The following is a 16625-nucleotide window of genomic DNA, read 5'->3' on the forward strand; positions in this document are numbered from 1 at the left end:
CCAGACACGACACGAACAGGGCTGCTCAAGGATAACCGTACTTTTCAGGCCCCTGTCACACCCGAACCCGAGAAACACCCCCTACATCAACGCCCCCAAAGGGGCGCGGGGAACTGCGCGCCCAGCCACAGACAACCCGCAGCCGCCCCCGGCAAACCCCGCCCCTACGGCCCGAGCAAGCGCGGCGACAGCGCGCCACAAGGCACCAGCTCGACCTCCGCCCCCGCGTCCCGCAGATCCGTGAGCACCAGCTCGTCATACATCAGCAGCCCGGACTGCTCGGGCCACACCACGGCCCACAGCCACATCCCCAGAGCCTCGCCGGCGAAGACGGCCCGGTCGGCCGGCGCCCCGCCCACATGCCACAGCGGCGTGGGCCGCCCCGCGGCCAGCACCTTCGCCTGCGCCGGCTTGTCCACGTCCATGTACGGCCCGGGATCAGGACCCTCCATCCCCGCGTACCGCGCCCCGAGGCCGACCCCCAGCTCCTCGGCGACCAGGATCAGCTCACCCATCCCGCCGAGCGGCCCGGGCCCCGTGCAGGCCACGGCCGTGGCGCGACCGCCGGTACGGTCGTCCCCCGCACAGGCCACCCCCGTGAACAGCCAGCCCACCGGCAGCGGCCACGGCATCCACACCGGCACCTGCGTGCGGTGCACCACGACGTTGAGGGCGTCGACGCTGGGCGGTATCACGGGCTGCACCGGATGGACGGTGCCGTGCACATCGCACTGCCACGAGTCGGAGAAGAGGCCGGGAGCCCTGACCCGGCCACCGCACTTCGGGCAACTGGGTTCGCCCCTCATAGGGCCCCACGGTCCTACCCCCGCCCCGCCGCGTCAAGGACGATCACCCATCCGGACGGAACCCTTCACCAAGCACACTAGATGCAGATTGCGGGCATCGGACTCGTCGACCCGATCCTGCCGTCCATCGCCCGGGGCCTCGACGCCACGGCCGGCCAGGTCTCCCTGCTCTTCACCTCGTACTTCCTCATCACCGCCGTCGCGATGCTGGTGACCGGCTTCGTCTCCAGCCGGATCGGCGGCCGGAAGACCCTGCTGCCGGGCCTGGCGTTCGTGGTCGTCTTCGCCGGACTCTCCGGCACGTCGGGATCGGTCGGCGAACTGGTCGGGTTCCGGACGGGCTGGGGCCTCGGCAACGTGCTCTTCGTCTCCACCGCCCTCGCGGTCATCGTCGGCGCGGCGGCCGGCGGCAGCGCGGCGGTGATCCTGCTGTACGAGTCGGCCCTCGGCCTCGGCATGGCGTGCGGCCCGCTGCTGGGCGCCCTGCTCGGCGACGCCGGCTGGCGCTACCCGTTCTTCGGTACGGCGTTCCTGATGGCCGTCGGCTTCCTGTGCATCGCGGCGTTCCTGAAGGAGCAGCCCAGGCCGGCCCGCAAGACCTCGCTGCTGGCCCCGCTCAAGGCCCTCGGCCACGGCGGCCTCGCCTCCGCGGCGATCTCGGCGTTCTTCTACAACTACACGTTCTTCACCGTGCCGGCCTTCACGCCGTTCGTGCTGAACATGAGCCCGTACCGGTCGGGGGCGGTGTTCTTCGCCTGGGGCGTGCTGCTCGCCGTCTTCTCGGTGATCGTGGCGCCCCGACGGGCGCCTTCATCGGCGTGAACTACACCGTCTACACCGAGCTGGCTCTCGGCGTCTCGGACGCGCCCCGGCCGGTGGCGGGCGCGGGCTACAACTTCGTGCGCTGGTTCGCCGCTGCCGCCGCCCCCTACTTCGCGCCGAAGATCGAGGAGTGGACCGACGTCCACCTCCCGTTCGTGGTGGCGGCCGTCACAGCCGTGGCGGGCGCGCTCGTGGTCGTCGTACGACGGAAGGCGCTCACTCACGAAGCGGAGGAGCTGGAGACGCGGCACGCGACCGAGGACAGTGTCGCCGTCTACGCCAACTGACGCTTTCCGGCGAGGGGTTGGTGAGCTTCCTCACTCCAGCGGGACGGACTTCCGGGACGGATCCCGGAGGTCCGCCCCCTGGTTCAGCCACCTCTCCTGAAGCGCCTGCGCGCCGTGCACCCGCTTCCAGGCGGCCTCGTTCGGCGTCATCGGCAGCAGCGGCAGGAACCGTACGGGGTCGAGGGGCTCGTCGAGCTCCAGGTCCTCGACCAGGCCGCCCGGCTCCGCGACCAGGACCGAGGTGAAGGGGGCGCCGGGCCACAGCGGCTCACCGACGTCCAGGGAGGCGCCGGGCGCCACGACCAACCCCTCCACCTGCGGAGACGCGGCCAGCACGGCGAGCGGCCGGAGCACCTTGTCGGTGTCGGCGAGCCCGGAACGCACGGAGAGGACCAGCTCGGCGCGCGGGCCCTCGACCGGGTCGGCGACCACCGCCGTGGGGTCCGTCATGGGGTGCGCGGACATGCCGAGCGTGGCGTAGCGGACGATGTCGCCCTCCTGGAAGCGGAGCACCTCGATGCGGTCCGTGCCCAGGAAGGTGACGGCCGCGCGCGCGTCCGGTTCGCCCAGCGCGGTACGCAACCGGGCTTCGACCAGAGGAAGAACATCTGCCATGCGGCGAGCATAGAACTCGTCAGTAGCGGGCAAACAAGCGCCTTGACACGTCGGGCGACTGATACTCTTGCCCGGTGGTTCGGGGCAGCACGCAGAAGCGTCGCGATCAAGCCCCGACGCCGAAGGAACTCCCTTACGAGGGACCGGCCGGAGGAGGTGGGACTGCAATGGACCGAAGTCGACCGTGCAGTAGCACCACGCTCTTCCCGCCGCTGACGTAGCTGTTCTGGCTCTGGCTGGTCGCCACCTCTCGCACTCGCTTCACGCGGAAGAGCGCTTCGTTTCGCTTTGCCTGATCTGCCTCAGTAGCTGAATCAGTAACGAGACTCGCCACCGCGACGGTGCGGTGCTCCCCGCTTTGTGGACGTGCCAAACATCATCGGTCCCAACGTCCCCATTCCGGGTAGTTCCACCTGTCGGGTCCGGCGCCTTTCGTTGCCTGTCGCGAAGGAGCCCGCCATGTCGATGATCCGCGACCTGCGCGCCGTCGTCCGCCCGTCCCGCGTGTCGCTGCGCAAGGACGGCGGGACGTACGACGCCACCCGCAGCCCGGCGACGGCCTCCGCCGTCGTCGACTGCGCCGTCTACCGCGACGGCCGCCGCATCGAGACCGAGACCCCGCTGACCCCGCACGAGGCGGTGCGCCTGGTGCGCCGCGACGGCGGCTTCGTGTGGATCGGCCTGCACGAGCCGACGGAGGCCGAATTCTCCGGCATCGCCAGTGAGTTCGGGCTGCATCCGCTGGCCGTGGAGGACGCCGTCCAGGCCCACCAGCGGCCCAAGCTGGAGCGCTACGACGACTCCCTCTTCACGGTCTTCAAGACCATCCACTACGTGGAGCACGACCAGCTCGACGCCAACAGCGAGGTCGTCGAGTCCGGCGAGGTCATGTGCTTCACCGGACGGGACTTCTTCATCACTGTCCGGCACGGCGGGCAGGGCTCCCTGCGGGCCCTCAGGCACCGCCTCCAGGACGACCCGGAGCTGCTGTCCAAGGGCCCCTCGGCCGTACTGCACGCCATCGCGGACCACGTCGTCGACGGCTACATCGCGGTCGCCGACGCCGTGCAGGACGACATCGACGAGGTCGAGACCGAGGTGTTCTCCCCGGGGCGCAAGGGCGCGCCGCGCGGCACGGACGCCGGCCGGATCTACCAACTCAAGCGCGAGGTGCTGGAGTTCAAGCGGGCCGTGTCGCCGCTGCTGCGGCCCATGCAGCTGCTGAGCGAGCGGCCGATGCGGCTGATCGACCCGGACATCCAGAAGTACTTCCGGGACGTCGCCGACCACCTGGCCCGCGTCCAGGAGCAGGTCCTCGGCTTCGACGAGCTGCTCAACTCCATCCTCCAGGCCAACCTCGCGCAGGCGTCCGTGGCGCAGAACGAGGACATGCGGAAGATCACCTCATGGGCCGCGATCATCGCCGTACCGACGATGGTGTGCGGGGTGTACGGCATGAACTTCGACCACATGCCGGAGCTGCACTGGCGGTACGGCTATCCGGCGATCATGGGCTTCACGGTGGCCATCTGCGTGGGCATCCACCGCACGCTGAAGCGGAACGGCTGGCTGTGAGCAGCGCGGATAGGCTGGTGCCCATGACAAGCGAGCTGCTCGGCCAGGCCCTCGTCGAGGAGGCCACGAAGAAGTCCGGCCTCGTCTGGGTCCAGGGTCCCGACGGCCCGGCGCGTGCGCTGTGGCACGTGTGGCACGAGGGTGCCGCGTGCCTGGTCGGCGACGGGCCGGGCGAGCAGCCGCTGCCCGGGCTCGCCGACGGGGCCGAGGCCCGGGTGACGGTCCGCAGCAAGGACAAGGGCGGCCGGCTGGTCTCCTGGACGGCGCGGGTCACGCAGCTCGCGCCGGGCTCCGAGGCCTGGGACGCGGCGGTCGCCGAGCTGAAGGGCAAGCGGCTGAACGCGCCCGACGGCGAGGCCATGACCGACCGCTGGGCCCGCGAGTGCCGGGTGCTGCGCCTGGAGCCGACCGGGGCGACGGCCCCGCTGCCCGACGGCTCGCTGTCCGAGCCGCCGCTACCGACCCCGGCGATCACGCGCCGGCCGATCCCGGCGGGTCTGCCCCGCCTGCTGCTGAAAAAGCGCAAACGGAAGTGACCGCCTAGGACGTCGGCAGCTGCTTGCCGTAGTCCACCGTCTCGCTCTTCTCCGGCTCCTTGAGGGCGAAGTCCTGCCCCCATGCGGAGAACGTGAGGGTGCCCGCCCCACCGGCCCGCTCCAGGCGCAGCGGATACGGCTTGCCTTCGAGGGAGACCTCCAGGGTGCCGCCGGAGCCCTTGTCGCCGGTGACGCGGATGGTGCGGACGCCCGCCTGCTCGTCGTGGCCGTCCGTCGCGAGTGCGCCGTGCAGGGTCAGCAGACCGTCGAGGAGGACCGCCTTGTCCGTGAAACCGCTGAACTTCTTGTACGAAGGGTCGCCCTGCGGCACCTTCACGAACTTGCCGCCGAGCTTGGAGGCCGCCGCCGCGTCCCCCTTGCCGTCCTCGCCCTGGCCGCTGCCGTGACTCCAGAACTCGGCGTCGGCCTTGACGAAGAGCTGCTCCCCGACGCGCAGCAGCCGGAAGGTCGCCCCCTGCGTGGTGACCGACCCGGTGCCGCCGTCGGCCTTCAGCCGCATGTCGAGCGCGTACGTCCGCCCGCCGCTGACGACGCTGCCGTGCACGCGGACCGCCCCGGCGGACTCGGCCGCCGCCCGGGTCCTGCTCTGGATCTTCTCGGCGGGCAGCCGGCCCACGCCGTTCGTGCCCTCGTTCGGATCCTCCGCGCAGCCCGCGAGCACCGTTCCCGTCACGAGCAGGGCGCACATCGCGCTCGCGCGTGCGGCACTGCGGCTACGGCCCTGGCGAATCGGAGTCACAGGTGGGGCTGCCTCTCTGACGGGAGACCTGAACGGCGTACCGCAGGGTACCGGGGACATGCGGGCAGGTCGGAGCCAGTCCGTCCGGACCGGCCGCCGACGCACCCCCGATCGGGACGGGCTAGCCTGAAGCCCACCCGAGCGGGCAATTCGGAAAACACAGGCACCAGGAAAGACCCCGCACGAAAAGGAGCCGCGGCCATGGCAGCGGGCGCCCCCCGGATCTTCGTATCGCACCTCTCCGGTGTCGCCGTCTTCGACCCCGCCGGCGACCAGGTGGGGCGGGTGCGCGATCTGGTCGTCATGCTGCGGGTCGGCCAGAAGCCGCCGAGGCTGCTCGGCCTCGTCGTCGAACTCGCCACCCGCCGCCGCATCTTCCTGCCCATGACCCGGGTCACCGCCATCCAGTCCGGCCAGGTCATCACCACCGGCGTGCTCAACGTCCGGCGCTTCGAGCAGCGGCCCACCGAGCGGCTGGTCTTCGGGGAGTTGCTGGACCGGCGTGTCACGCTCACCGAGACCGGCGAGGAGGTCACCGTCCTCGACCTGTCGGTGCATCAGCTGCCGGCCCGGCGGGAGTGGGAGATCGACCGCGTCTTCGTCCGCAAGGGCAGGAAGGGAAGTGCCTTCCGGCGCGCCAAGGGCGAGGCGCTGACCGTCGAGTGGACCGCCGTCACGGGCTTCTCGCTGGAGGAGCAGGGGCAGGGCGCCGAGAGCCTGCTCGCCACCTTCGAGCAGTTGCGCCCCGCCGACCTGGCCAACGTCCTGCACCACCTCTCCCCCAAGCGCCGCGCCGAGGTCGCCGCCGCCCTGGACGACGACCGGCTGGCCGACGTGCTGGAGGAGCTCCCGGAGGACGACCAGATCGAGATCCTCGGCAAGCTGCAGGAGGAGCGCGCCGCCGACGTCCTGGAGGCCATGGACCCGGACGACGCGGCCGACCTGCTGGGCGAGCTGCCGACGGACGAGCAGGAGCGGCTGCTGAGCCTGATGCAGCCCGCCGACGCGGCCGACATGCGGCGCCTGATGTCGTACGAGGAGCGCACCGCGGGCGGTCTGATGACCACCGAGCCGATCGTGCTGCGCCCGGACGCCACCGTCGCCGACGCCCTCGCCCGCGTCCGCAACCCCGACCTCTCCCCGGCCCTGGCCGCCCAGGTGTACGTCTGCCGGCCGCCGGACGAGACCCCGACCGGCAAGTACCTGGGCACGGTCCACTTCCAGCGCCTGCTGCGGGAGCCACCACCCGCCCTGGTCAGCTCGATCGTGGACAGCGACCTGCAACCGCTCGACCCGGAGGCGGACCTGCACGCCATCGCCGGGTTCTTCGCCACGTACGACATGGTCGCGGCGCCGGTGGTCGACGAGGCCGGGTCGCTGCTGGGCGCGGTGACCGTGGACGACGTACTCGACCACATGCTCCCGGAGGACTGGCGGGAGCAGGAGTTCCACCTGGACGAGGAGGAGGTGGCTACCGATGGTGCCTGAGCGTGATCGCATGCCGGCCGGGGCCACGGCAGCGCCCCGTCACCGCACCCGGCTGGACCAGCCGCTCCCGCGGCGGCCGCGGCTGCTGCCGGAGTACGACCCGGAGGCCTTCGGGCGCATGTCGGAGCGGATCGCCCGCTTCATCGGCACCGGGCGGTTCCTGGTCTGGATGACGGTCGTCGTCACCGTGTGGATCGCCTGGAACACCCTGATGCCGCGGCACCTGCGGTTCGACGAGTTCCCGTTCATCTTCCTGACGCTCGCGCTGTCCCTGCAGGCCTCGTACGCGGCCCCGCTCATCCTGCTCGCGCAGAACCGGCAGGACGACCGCGACCGGGTCAACCTGGAGCAGGACCGCAAGCAGAACGAGCGGTCGATCGCGGACACCGAGTACCTGACCCGCGAGGTCGCCGCCCTGCGCATCGGCCTGGGCGAGGTCGCCACCCGCGACTGGATCCGCTCGGAACTCCAGGACGTCGTCAAGGAACTGGAGGAACGGCAGAACGGCCACCGTCACGACCCCGTCGTATTCCCGGCGGAACGGTCACGGGGACGTGACGCAGACGACCGCTGACAGGCTTTCCTACGCCCCGGTACGGCGCCGTACCATCGTCCTTATGGCTACGGAAGACGCGGTGCGCGAGGCACTGGCGACGGTGAACGACCCCGAGATCCACAAGCCCATCACCGAACTCGGGATGGTCAAATCCGTGGAGATCGGTGCGGACGGGGCGGTCGCGGTCACCGTGTACCTCACGGTCTCGGGCTGCCCGATGCGGGACACGATCACGCAGCGCGTGACCGAGGCGGTCTCCCGCGTGGAGGGCGTGACCCGCGTCGACGTCACGCTCGACGTGATGAGCGACGAGCAGCGCCGCGAGCTGGCGACCGCCCTGCGCGGCGGCCAGACCGAGCGCGAGGTCCCCTTCGCCAAGCCGGGCAGCCTGACCCGCGTCTACGCGGTCGCCTCCGGCAAGGGCGGTGTCGGCAAGTCGTCGGTGACGGTCAACCTGGCCGCGGCGATGGCGGCCGACGGCCTGAAGGTCGGTGTCGTGGACGCCGACATCTACGGCCACTCCGTGCCGCGCATGCTCGGCGCCGACGGCCGTCCGACCCAGGTCGAGAACATGATCATGCCGCCTTCCGCCAACGGCGTGAAGGTCATCTCCATCGGCATGTTCATTCAGGGCAACGCCCCGGTCGTGTGGCGCGGCCCGATGCTCCACCGCGCCCTCCAGCAGTTCCTGGCGGACGTGTACTGGGGCGACCTGGACGTCCTCCTCCTGGACCTGCCGCCCGGCACCGGCGACATCGCGATCTCCGTCGCCCAGCTCGTCCCGAACGCCGAGATCCTGGTCGTGACGACCCCGCAGCAGGCCGCCGCCGAGGTGGCCGAGCGCGCCGGCTCCATCGCCGTCCAGACCCACCAGAAGATCGTCGGCGTGGTCGAGAACATGTCCGGCCTGCCCTGCCCGCACTGCGGCGAGATGGTCGACGTCTTCGGCACGGGCGGCGGCCAGGCGGTCGCCGACGGCCTGACCCGCACGACCGGCACGAACGTCCCGGTCCTCGGCAACATCCCCATCGACGTCCGCCTCCGCGAGGGCGGCGACGACGGCAAGCCGGTCGTCCTGACCGACCCGGACTCCCCGGCGGGCTCGGCCCTCCGAGCGATCGCCGGAAAGCTGGGCGGCCGACAGCGGGGCCTGGCGGGCCTGTCCCTCGGCATCACTCCGAGGAACAAGTTCTGATCCAAACGCCCTCAGGGGCAGCGCCCCAAGGGGCGCGGGGAACTGCGCGACCAGCCACACACCACCCGCAGCCGCCCACTCACAAGCACCCCCACGGCGAAGGGGCGCCGAAACCAACCGGCGCCCCACACCTCACGCGTACGAGGCGATGTCCTTGACCACGGCGAAGCCGAGCCCATACGCACTCATGCCCCTGCCGTACGCCCCGACATGCACCCCGGCCGAGGTGGACCCTGCGAGCACCCACCCGAACTCGGACTCCCGGTAGTGGAACGCCGTCGGCACCCCGTCCACGGGAAGCGACAGCGTCGACCAGTCGGGCCCGTCGAGGTCATCCGCCAGCACCCACGCCGTCTCCGTCTGCTGCTCCAGCCAGTCGTCCCGCAGCGAGTGGTCCATCTGCCCGGGCCAGGTGAAGGACAGCAGCCCCACACCCGCCAGCCACGCGGCGGACGACACGGACGTGGCCTCCAGCAGCCCCGTCCCGTCGGCACTGCGCCGTGACGGGTTCGCCGCCACGGTCACCACGACCGCGAACTTCTCCTTGGCTTCCTGATCACCCCCGGCATGCTCGTTGCGCACCGTGGGCTCGTCACCATGCCCGATCGACCCGTGCTCCACGGCTCCATCGGCCGTCGTCCCGACCTGCATCAGCCAGCGCGGCCCCGTGAAGGCCTCGTCGAGGCCGTACCACGGGAAGGGCGCGCGCAGGTAGCCGTCGACCGTACGCCGGGCGGAGGGGACCTGTTGTCCGCCCTCCGCGGCCGGCGCCTGCGCGACTGCCCGACTCGTCGTCTCCATGTGCCCGGACGCCTCCTCGCTCTAGTCGGACCGGCGCGGCCCGCCCCCCATCGGGCGTACTCGTCCGGTCCGCACAACAACTCGGCAGCATAGCCACACCGCCGCGAGCAGCAGGGAAACCGCCCGGCGCGTGGGCCGCACGGGCGCCCGGTTCAGGCCGTACACAGCCCGACCGGAGTATGAGACGCGTCACGCGCGCCGGGGGCGCACGCCCCCGGAGGTGTCGCTCAGGTGGCGTCCGCGTCGAAGGGCGGGCGGTCGTCCCGGTCAGGGGTCTCGGGCTTCTTGGTCATGTCGATCCGGCCGCCGGAGGAGCCGGAGGACGAGGAGGACGACGTCTCGGAGTCACGGCTGTGGACGGCGTCGGTGACCTCGGCCATCTCCTTCTTCAGGTCGAAGCCGTTGCGGATCTCCTTGAGCCCCAGGTCGTCGTTGTCCAGTTGCTTGCGGATGAACGTCTTGGGGTTGAGGTCCTCGAACTCGAAGTCCTTGAACTCCGGGCCGAGCTCCTCCCGGATGTCGTTCTTGGCGCTCTCCGAGAACTCACGGATCTTCCGGATCGTGCGCGTCACGTCCTGGATGACCTTGGGGAGCTTGTCCGGACCGAAGACGAGCACGGCAAGGACGATGAGCGTCACCAGCTCGAGTGGTCCTATGTCATTGAACACCTGAAGCTCCTTGCGATGTCCTCGGTCCTCGGCCCTCGGTGGTCGGTGCGGGTCTTGCCGTGGTCCGGGCCGGATCCACGGTACCCGGCGATCCTGTCCGACCGGTACCGTCCCGAGAACTCCGAGTGCGGCCAGTGGGAGCGCTTTCCCGATTGTTTGCCTTGTTGCTCCCCGTACGTCTGGGTCATCACGTCTCATTCCCCGCCGGAGGATCCGAGGACGAGCGACACCGTCCGCTCCTTGCCGCCTCGCTCCAGGGTCAGCTCCAGCCGGTCGCCGGGGCGGTGCGCGCGGGTCTTGACGATCAGTTCCTCGCCGGAGTGGACGCGCTGGCCGTCGACCTCGGTGATGACGTCGCCCGCCTTGATCCCGGCCTCGGCGCCCGGGCCGCCCGCGGTGACCGGCGGACCGCCCTCGCTGCCCTCGGTGGCGACCCGGGCGCCGTCGCCGCTGTAGTCCATGTCCAGGGTGATGCCGATCACCGGGTGGGTCGCCTTACCGGTGTTGATCAGCTCCTCGGCGACGCGCTTGCCCTGGTTGATGGGGATGGCGAACCCGAGGCCTATCGAGCCCGACTGGCCGCTGTCCAGGTGGGAGCCGCTGTCCGCCGAGCGGATGGCCGAGTTGATGCCGATGACCCGGGCCCGGGCGTCGAGCAGGGGCCCACCGGAGTTGCCGGGGTTGATGGGCGCGTCGGTCTGGAGCGCGTCGACGTACGACACGTCGCTGCCGTCGCCCTTCTGGCCGCCGGCCGTGATGGGTCGCTCCTTGGCGCTGATGATGCCGGAGGTGACGGTGCCGGCCAGGTCGAAGGGCGCGCCGATGGCCACGACCGGGTCGCCGACCTGCACGTTGTCCGAGTTGCCGAGGGGCAGGGGGGCGAGGCCGCGTACGCCCTTCACCTTCACGACGGCGAGGTCGTAGCCGCTGTCCCGGCCGACGAGTTCGGCCTGGGCGGTCTCCCCGCCGTTGAAGGTCACGGTGATCTCGCCGCCGGATCCGGCGGGCTGCACGACGTGGTTGTTGGTGAGGATGTGCCCGCGGGTGTCGAGCACGAAGCCGGTGCCCGTGCCCTGCTCACCGGCGCCGCTCACATGCAGGGTGACCACGCTCGGCAGGGCCCGCCCGGCGATCGCGGCGACACTGCCGGCGGCCCGCCCGGTGGACTCCTTCCCGGCCTGCGGCAACTCGACGGTCCCGACGCCCCCGTTCCGCTCCAGGTACGTCCCTACGACGCCGCCGATGCCCCCGGACGCGAGCGCGAGCAGCACGGCCCCGCTCACCAGCGCCTTCCTGCCCCGCTTGCGGCGCTGCTCCGTGCTGGGCACGGCGGCCCCGTTCTGCTGGAGCGGGCCGACGGGCCCGGGTGCCGCGGGAGCGGCCCAGGGGTCGTAGCGCTGCCAGGGGCCGGGGGCGGGTCCCGGAGGCGGGGCGTCGGCGTGGACCGGGACGGGCGGCACCGGCACGGGGGCACTGTGCGCCTGCGTCTGCTCCGGTGCCGCGGGGACGTGGGAGAGCTGTGCCGGCACCGGCGGCGGAACGGGTGAGCCCGGCATGCTCGCCTGGCCCGGTACCGCCACCCCGTGCGTCGGTGTCGCGGCCGGGTGCTGGACCGGCGGCGCGGGCGCCCAGGGGCCGGGTTCGCCGTAGGGCGGGGTGCTGTACGGGTCGGGGTCGTGCAGGGGCTTGGGAGCGGTGTCGACCGGCACGGCGGGCTGGGCGGGAACGCCGCCCCCGGCCTCCGCGGCGGTGGAGACCGCGTCCACCGGCGCGGCGGGCTGGACGGGAGTGCCGCCCCCGGCCTCCGCGGCGGTGGAGACCGGCTCCACCGGCACGGCGGGCTGGACGGGAACGCCGCCCCCGGCCTCCGCGGCGGTGAAGACCGCCTCCGTGGACTCCGCGGCGCTCGCGGCGGGAGCCCCGGCGGGCGCCTGATCGGCCGCCGGCGCCTCGGGACGCCTCAGCTCGTAGTCGCCCGCGTCGTCCTGCTGCCGCACGGCGGGCCGCGCCAGTTCGAAGTCCCCGTCGGTGTCGACCGGGGCCGCCGGGGGCGTGATGCGCCCCCGAGCCTCGTCGGCGCCCGGCTCCGCCCCCACGGGCCCGCCCGCGCCCTCCGGCTCCCCCGAAGGGTCCTGCGGCCGTGGACGGCTCCACCACTTCGCTTTCGTGGGCTTCCCCTCGTTCATGCTCTCCCCACAGCACAGCCGCGGCACGGCTCGTCGGCGGTGGCCGCAGTTCGTCGAATCGGCGCCCGGCCGTGCTCCGGCCGCGCGCCACCCCCGGATTCAATCAGGTTCGCGGGCCGGTGCGCAGAGGCCGGTCAGCGGGCCGTACGTGAGGAGGAGGGCGGTGAGGGGGACGAGGTGGTGTCCGGGAGGGGCACGGTGAGGAGGGGCGCCGTGATCTCGGGGACCGCCGACCACGAGGTCAGGGGAGCCGGCGGGGCCGCCTCGAGCGGACGTATCAGCGGGGACATGACGGCCGCGCCGGCCATCACCGGGGCGGTCAGCGCGTGCACCACCTGGTGCCGCGCGGCGGGGTGCGGCACTCCGGGCAGCAGCGGTGCGGAGACCTCGGTCGGGGCGGCCGGGGTGTCGCCGAGCAGGCTCTGGCCGTGCACCTGCCCGAGCAGCGGACCCGTGGTCCGGCGCCGCTGGGAGTCGGGTGCCGTCGCGGGGCCTGTGCCCTGCGTGCGCATCGGTGTCACGTTGCTTCCCGTGCCGGAGCCGCCGCGGGCCTCGCTGTCGGTCGGGCTGCCGGTGGTGACGCCGCCCAGCGCGATCGCGGCCAGGGACACGGCCCCGGCGGCCACGAAGGCGAACCGCAGCCGTGAGGAGGACCTGTCCGTCTCGTGCCGGCCGACGTCGTGGATGCGGAAGCCCCGGCTTCCCGGAGGCAGGCCGCGGTGGTCGGCGGGGAGGCCGCGGTCGACCGCGGGAAGACGCCCGTCCCCGGCGGAGGACGGCAGTACGGGGAGGTGCGGCCGGGACGGGGCGTACCCGAACTCGAACCGCTCGCCGCGCTTCACCCCGAAGGCCCCGGGCGATCCGAACCGTCCGGACAGCCCGCCGGGCAGCCCTCCCCCGCCCGGCGGTGTGGCATCACCGTCCGGGCCGCCGCCCGCGGGTAGTCCCTGCAGGCGGGCCAGGAAGCTCTCGGAGGGAGGCGGCGGGGCGGCCTCCGCGAAGACGTTCTTCAGCCGGCGCTGGGCGTCCACCTCCGCCTTGCACTTCGGGCAGGTGGCCACATGCGCCAGCACGCGCTCACGCGCGTCATGACCGAGCTCTCCGTCCACCAGGGCGGAGAGTCGGTCTCCCAGGTGCTGCTCTGCGAGGTGTCCCTCGGAAGCTTTCGGCCGTGATCCGCTCACGCGCTCGCGCCCCCTCCTCCCAGGGCGGGAACACGGGGCACGAAGGAGCGGCGCTCGGCGCGCGCCTCCGGGGAGCGGTGCGCGAGGGCCTTGCGCAGCTGGGAGCGGCCCCGGTGGATCCGCGAGCGAACGGTGCCGAGCTTGACGCCGAGGGTCGCGGCGATCTCCTCGTACGACAGTCCTTCGATGTCGCACAGGACGACCGCGGCGCGGAACTCGGGGGCGAGGGTGTCGAGGGCCTGCTGGACGTCCGCGTCGAAGTGCGCGTCGTTGAAGACCTGCTGCGGCGAGGGCTCCTTGCTGGGCAGCCGCTCGGCCGCGTCCTCGCCGAGCGCGTCGAAGCGGATGCGCTGCTTGCGGCGGACCATGTCCAGGAACAGGTTCGTGGTGATGCGGTGCAGCCAGCCCTCGAAGGTGCCCGGCGTGTACGTCGACAGGGAGCGGAAGACTCGGACGAAGACCTCCTGCGTGAGGTCCTCCGCGTCGTGCTGGTTGCCGGTCAGGCGGTAGGCGAGCCGGTAGACCCGGCCGCTGTGCGTGCTGACGATCTCCTCCCACGTGGGCGGAGTCCACGCCTGCCCGTCCGCGTCGGTGGTGAAGGTCGCGGTCTGGGCGAAGCCGGCGGCGTGGTGGTCAGCAGCGGTGTCGTTCACGGATGTCGGCCTGCCCGCCGATCCCAGGAAGCGCCGAAGCACTCCTCCGCGATCCATAGGCGCAGCCGCACCTCCCCTGTCAGCTCTGGTGGTGTCCAGTGGAGCCCCTACCATAGCCACCTCGCCCGTTAGGACCGGATAAGCGGTTTTACGAGAATTTGATCTGGGCTGATACGCCTCGTACTGCTGCGTCGGCACTTGCTCGGCGTCCTCATCCACTGCCTGCCCCCCGTCCCGGCCGCTGCCACTCGCTTCTCCCTTTAAACGACCGGTCCCATCTGCGGGTTCCCGCGCCCAACGGATACAGTCACGCCCAGGCATTCACGGGGACAGGAGAGGGTCATTACCGCCAACCGGCAGACGAGCTGGGCGTTCGCCGACGCCTATGTCGCCGAGGACGAAGCGCTGCACTGGGCCCGGGACCGGGCCCGCGAGGCAGGGCTGCGCTCGGTGTCGCCCGGCACGGGCGCCGCGCTGCGGTTGCTGGCCGCCTCCGTCGACGCGAAGGCCGTCGCGGAGATCGGGACCGGCTGCGGCGTCTCCGGGATCCACCTCCTGCACGGTATGCGGCCCGACGGTGTGCTGACGACGGTGGATCCCGAGCCGGAGCACCAGCAGTTCGCCCGCCAGGCCTTCCGCGCCTCCGGCTTCGCCAGCAACCGGGCCCGCTTCATCCCCGGGCGCGCCCTGGACGTGCTGCCCCGCCTCGCGGACGCCGGCTACGACCTGGTCTTCTGCGACGGCGATCGGCTGGAGGTCATGGACTACCTCGCTGAATCGTTGCGTCTGCTGCGCCCCGGCGGGCTGGTCGCCTTCGAGGGCGCCTTCGCCAACGGCCGGACGGTGGACTCCGGCCCGCAGCCCACCGAGGTGCTGCGGCTGCGGGAGCTGCTGCGCGCGGTGCGCGAGAGCCAGGAGCTGGTGCCATCGCTGCTGCCGGTGGGCGACGGGCTGCTGTGCGCGGTGAAACGCTAGCCGACTGGCGCGTTAGTGGGGCGAAAGCCGGGGCAGGCGAAAGTCATCGGTGAGAAAACAGCCGCCCCGGCACCTCATGTGATGCCGGGGCAGCTGAAAGGGTATGGTCGCTTGCGCGTCAGCCGACGACCTTCTTGAGGGCGTCGCCGAGCGCGTCGGCCTCGTCCGGGGTCAGCTCGACGACGAGCCGACCGCCGCCTTCGAGCGGAACGCGCATGACGATGCCCCGCCCCTCCTTGGTCACCTCGAGCGGGCCATCACCCGTCCGCGGCTTCATGGCCGCCATGCTCGTTCCCCTTCCTGAAACCCAGCTCATCGTCAAAGCCGACGGCCCTGAAGAAGGGCACACGTGCGGTCCTTGAGACAGGACCCGCGACACCGGCATCGAACACATTGCTTCCAAGCCATTATCCCGCATCTCAGGACCCGATGACCAACATCAGTCGGCATCGCTTGGGCAACGCACGCGAGCAAAACCACTCAATTCGGGGATGAGACTGCGATACTCCGCCACCGCACACACTTCCGCCGAACGGATCCGGGCGAGAATTCTTTGACGCAGGTCACACGTCCGGTCCGGTCCCCGGTCGGCGATCTCCGTCATGCTGTCCTGACGACCCGGGACGTACCAGCCGGTACGTCCCCGATCCGCGACACGGAGGGGATACGCCATGGCCGACACCGTGCTCTACGAGGTGAGCGACGGACTCGCGACGATCACGCTGAACCGCCCCGAGGCGATGAACGCGCTGAACGTGGAGACCAAGGTCGCCCTGCGGGAGGCGGTCCGGTCGGCGGCGGACGACGCCGCCGTGCGGGCGGTGCTGCTGACCGCCGCCGGTGACCGGGCGTTCTGCGTCGGGCAGGACCTCAAGGAGCACATCGGGCTGCTGGCCGCGGACCGGGAGGCCGGTTCGGGGCAGACCATGAGCACGGTGCGGGAGCACTACAACCCGATCGTGCGGGCGCTGGCCGGGGCGGCGAAGCCGGTCGTGGCCGCGGTGAACGGGGTGGCGGCCGGGGCGGGCTTCGGTTTCGCGCTCGCCGCGGACTATCGGATCGTGGCGGACACGGCGGCGTTCAACACGTCGTTCGCGGGGGTCGCCCTGACCGCGGACTCGGGGATCTCCTGGACGCTGCCGCGGGTTGTCGGGCCGGGGCGGGCTGCTGACCTGCTGCTTTTCCCTCGGAGCATCGGCGCGCAGGAGGCGTACGAGCTGGGTATCGCCAACCGGGTGGTGCCGGGCGGGGAGCTGCGGGCGGAGGCCGAGAAGGTGGCGCGGGCGTTGGCCGAGGGGCCGACGGTGGCGTACGCGGCGTTGAAGGAGTCGGTGGCGTTCGGGTTGACGCACTCCTTGGAGGAGGCGCTGGAGAAGGAGGACGAGCTTCAGACTCGGGCCGGGGCGTCTGAGGATCACGCGATTGCGGTGCAGGCTTTTGTGAGCAAGGAGAAGCCGAAGTATTTGGGCCGGTGAGTTCGGGGCGGAAGCGCCGTCGGCGGGTGCGGGTGCGCTGTGG

Annotated in this window: 16 protein-coding genes and 1 pseudogene; 8 read left to right on the plus strand and 9 right to left on the minus strand. The window is 71.7% G+C overall.

Going from position 1 to position 16625, the window contains the following annotated elements:
• Positions 1 to 164: 164 nt before the first annotated feature.
• Positions 165 to 806 carry a DUF6758 family protein gene (locus tag IE255_RS07980; protein ID WP_190049475.1) on the minus strand — a complete coding sequence of 214 codons (642 nt, stop codon included), beginning with the start codon at positions 804 to 806 and terminating at the stop codon, positions 165 to 167.
• Between the two features lie 93 nt (positions 807 to 899).
• On the opposite strand from IE255_RS07980, the pseudogene IE255_RS07985 reads away from it, so the two are divergent.
• Positions 900 to 1915, plus strand: a pseudogene (locus IE255_RS07985) (MFS transporter); the annotation flags it as partial.
• 30 nt (positions 1916 to 1945) lie between these two features.
• Here the strand turns inward: IE255_RS07985 and IE255_RS07990 are convergent.
• A complete protein-coding gene (locus IE255_RS07990; protein ID WP_190049476.1) occupies positions 1946 to 2530 on the minus strand; it encodes a suppressor of fused domain protein in 585 nt (194 codons plus the stop codon).
• 459 nt (positions 2531 to 2989) lie between these two features.
• Here IE255_RS07990 and IE255_RS07995 point away from each other — a divergent pair, with 459 nt between their 5' ends.
• Both IE255_RS07995 and IE255_RS08000 read left to right on the plus strand, forming a co-directional pair.
• A complete protein-coding gene (locus IE255_RS07995) occupies positions 2990 to 4105 on the plus strand; it encodes a magnesium and cobalt transport protein CorA (protein WP_190049477.1) in 1116 nt (371 codons plus the stop codon).
• A gap of 23 nt (positions 4106 to 4128) precedes the next feature.
• Entirely contained in the window at positions 4129 to 4641 is a 513-nt protein-coding gene (locus IE255_RS08000; RefSeq protein ID WP_190049478.1) for a hypothetical protein, read from the plus strand.
• Between the two features lie 4 nt (positions 4642 to 4645).
• Here IE255_RS08000 and IE255_RS08005 read toward each other — a convergent pair whose 3' ends face one another.
• Positions 4646 to 5401: a hypothetical protein gene (locus IE255_RS08005; protein ID WP_190049479.1), complete on the minus strand. Its 756-nt coding sequence runs from the start codon at positions 5399 to 5401 to the stop codon at positions 4646 to 4648.
• Positions 5402 to 5602: 201 nt separating this feature from the next.
• Here IE255_RS08005 and IE255_RS08010 point away from each other — a divergent pair, with 201 nt between their 5' ends.
• The 3 genes from IE255_RS08010 to IE255_RS08020 are packed head-to-tail and all read left to right on the plus strand — an operon-like array spanning position 5603 to position 8640.
• Positions 5603 to 6889, plus strand: a complete 1287-nt coding sequence (locus IE255_RS08010) for a magnesium transporter MgtE N-terminal domain-containing protein (RefSeq protein ID WP_190049480.1) — start codon at positions 5603 to 5605, stop codon at positions 6887 to 6889.
• Positions 6879 to 7463: a DUF1003 domain-containing protein gene (locus tag IE255_RS08015; protein ID WP_190049481.1), complete on the plus strand. Its 585-nt coding sequence runs from the start codon at positions 6879 to 6881 to the stop codon at positions 7461 to 7463. Before IE255_RS08010 ends, IE255_RS08015 begins: the two co-directional genes overlap by 11 nt.
• A gap of 43 nt (positions 7464 to 7506) precedes the next feature.
• Complete coding sequence (locus IE255_RS08020) at positions 7507 to 8640, plus strand: Mrp/NBP35 family ATP-binding protein (protein WP_190049482.1); 1134 nt, start codon at positions 7507 to 7509, stop codon at positions 8638 to 8640.
• 132 nt (positions 8641 to 8772) lie between these two features.
• Here IE255_RS08020 and IE255_RS08025 read toward each other — a convergent pair whose 3' ends face one another.
• The 5 genes from IE255_RS08025 to sigE form a co-directional block, all read right to left on the minus strand.
• A complete protein-coding gene (locus IE255_RS08025; protein ID WP_190049483.1) occupies positions 8773 to 9441 on the minus strand; it encodes a hypothetical protein in 669 nt (222 codons plus the stop codon).
• A gap of 227 nt (positions 9442 to 9668) precedes the next feature.
• Positions 9669 to 10109, minus strand: a complete 441-nt coding sequence (locus IE255_RS08030) for a sec-independent translocase (protein WP_190049484.1) — start codon at positions 10107 to 10109, stop codon at positions 9669 to 9671.
• A gap of 194 nt (positions 10110 to 10303) precedes the next feature.
• Positions 10304 to 12295: a trypsin-like peptidase domain-containing protein gene (locus IE255_RS08035; protein ID WP_190049485.1), complete on the minus strand. Its 1992-nt coding sequence runs from the start codon at positions 12293 to 12295 to the stop codon at positions 10304 to 10306.
• A gap of 134 nt (positions 12296 to 12429) precedes the next feature.
• Entirely contained in the window at positions 12430 to 13479 is a 1050-nt protein-coding gene (locus tag IE255_RS08040; RefSeq protein WP_190049486.1) for an anti-sigma factor family protein, read from the minus strand.
• A complete protein-coding gene (gene sigE / locus IE255_RS08045) occupies positions 13476 to 14174 on the minus strand; it encodes an RNA polymerase sigma factor SigE (RefSeq protein ID WP_190050080.1) in 699 nt (232 codons plus the stop codon). The genes IE255_RS08040 and sigE overlap by 4 nt, the downstream gene beginning before the upstream one ends.
• A 234-nt stretch (positions 14175 to 14408) precedes the next feature.
• On the opposite strand from sigE, the gene IE255_RS08050 reads away from it, so the two are divergent.
• Positions 14409 to 15107, plus strand: coding sequence for an O-methyltransferase (locus tag IE255_RS08050; protein WP_308280866.1), 699 nt, complete (start codon positions 14409 to 14411; stop codon positions 15105 to 15107).
• Positions 15108 to 15225: 118 nt separating this feature from the next.
• Here IE255_RS08050 and IE255_RS08055 read toward each other — a convergent pair whose 3' ends face one another.
• Complete coding sequence (locus IE255_RS08055) at positions 15226 to 15393, minus strand: DUF3117 domain-containing protein (RefSeq protein ID WP_003966491.1); 168 nt, start codon at positions 15391 to 15393, stop codon at positions 15226 to 15228.
• A 385-nt stretch (positions 15394 to 15778) separates the two neighbouring features.
• Here IE255_RS08055 and chcB point away from each other — a divergent pair, with 385 nt between their 5' ends.
• Entirely contained in the window at positions 15779 to 16582 is an 804-nt protein-coding gene (gene chcB / locus IE255_RS08060; RefSeq protein ID WP_190049487.1) for a 2-cyclohexenylcarbonyl CoA isomerase, read from the plus strand.
• Positions 16583 to 16625 lie beyond the last annotated feature (43 nt).

Source organism: Streptomyces lomondensis, assembly GCF_014651035.1.
GTDB lineage: Bacteria > Actinomycetota > Actinomycetes > Streptomycetales > Streptomycetaceae > Streptomyces > Streptomyces lomondensis.

Coding starts and splice junctions, on each gene's coding strand:
- IE255_RS08055 (WP_003966491.1), bottom strand. CDS start 15,393: ATGGCGGCCATGAAGCCGCGGACGGGTGATGGCCCGCTCGAGGTGACC.
- IE255_RS08035 (WP_190049485.1), bottom strand. CDS start 12,295: ATGAACGAGGGGAAGCCCACGAAAGCGAAGTGGTGGAGCCGTCCACGG.
- IE255_RS08020 (WP_190049482.1), top strand. CDS start 7,507: ATGGCTACGGAAGACGCGGTGCGCGAGGCACTGGCGACGGTGAACGAC.
- IE255_RS08015 (WP_190049481.1), top strand. CDS start 6,879: ATGGTGCCTGAGCGTGATCGCATGCCGGCCGGGGCCACGGCAGCGCCC.
- IE255_RS07980 (WP_190049475.1), bottom strand. CDS start 806: ATGAGGGGCGAACCCAGTTGCCCGAAGTGCGGTGGCCGGGTCAGGGCT.
- chcB (WP_190049487.1), top strand. CDS start 15,779: ATGGCCGACACCGTGCTCTACGAGGTGAGCGACGGACTCGCGACGATC.
- IE255_RS07995 (WP_190049477.1), top strand. CDS start 2,990: ATGTCGATGATCCGCGACCTGCGCGCCGTCGTCCGCCCGTCCCGCGTG.
- IE255_RS08010 (WP_190049480.1), top strand. CDS start 5,603: ATGGCAGCGGGCGCCCCCCGGATCTTCGTATCGCACCTCTCCGGTGTC.
- IE255_RS07990 (WP_190049476.1), bottom strand. CDS start 2,530: ATGGCAGATGTTCTTCCTCTGGTCGAAGCCCGGTTGCGTACCGCGCTG.
- IE255_RS08000 (WP_190049478.1), top strand. CDS start 4,129: ATGACAAGCGAGCTGCTCGGCCAGGCCCTCGTCGAGGAGGCCACGAAG.
- IE255_RS08025 (WP_190049483.1), bottom strand. CDS start 9,441: ATGGAGACGACGAGTCGGGCAGTCGCGCAGGCGCCGGCCGCGGAGGGC.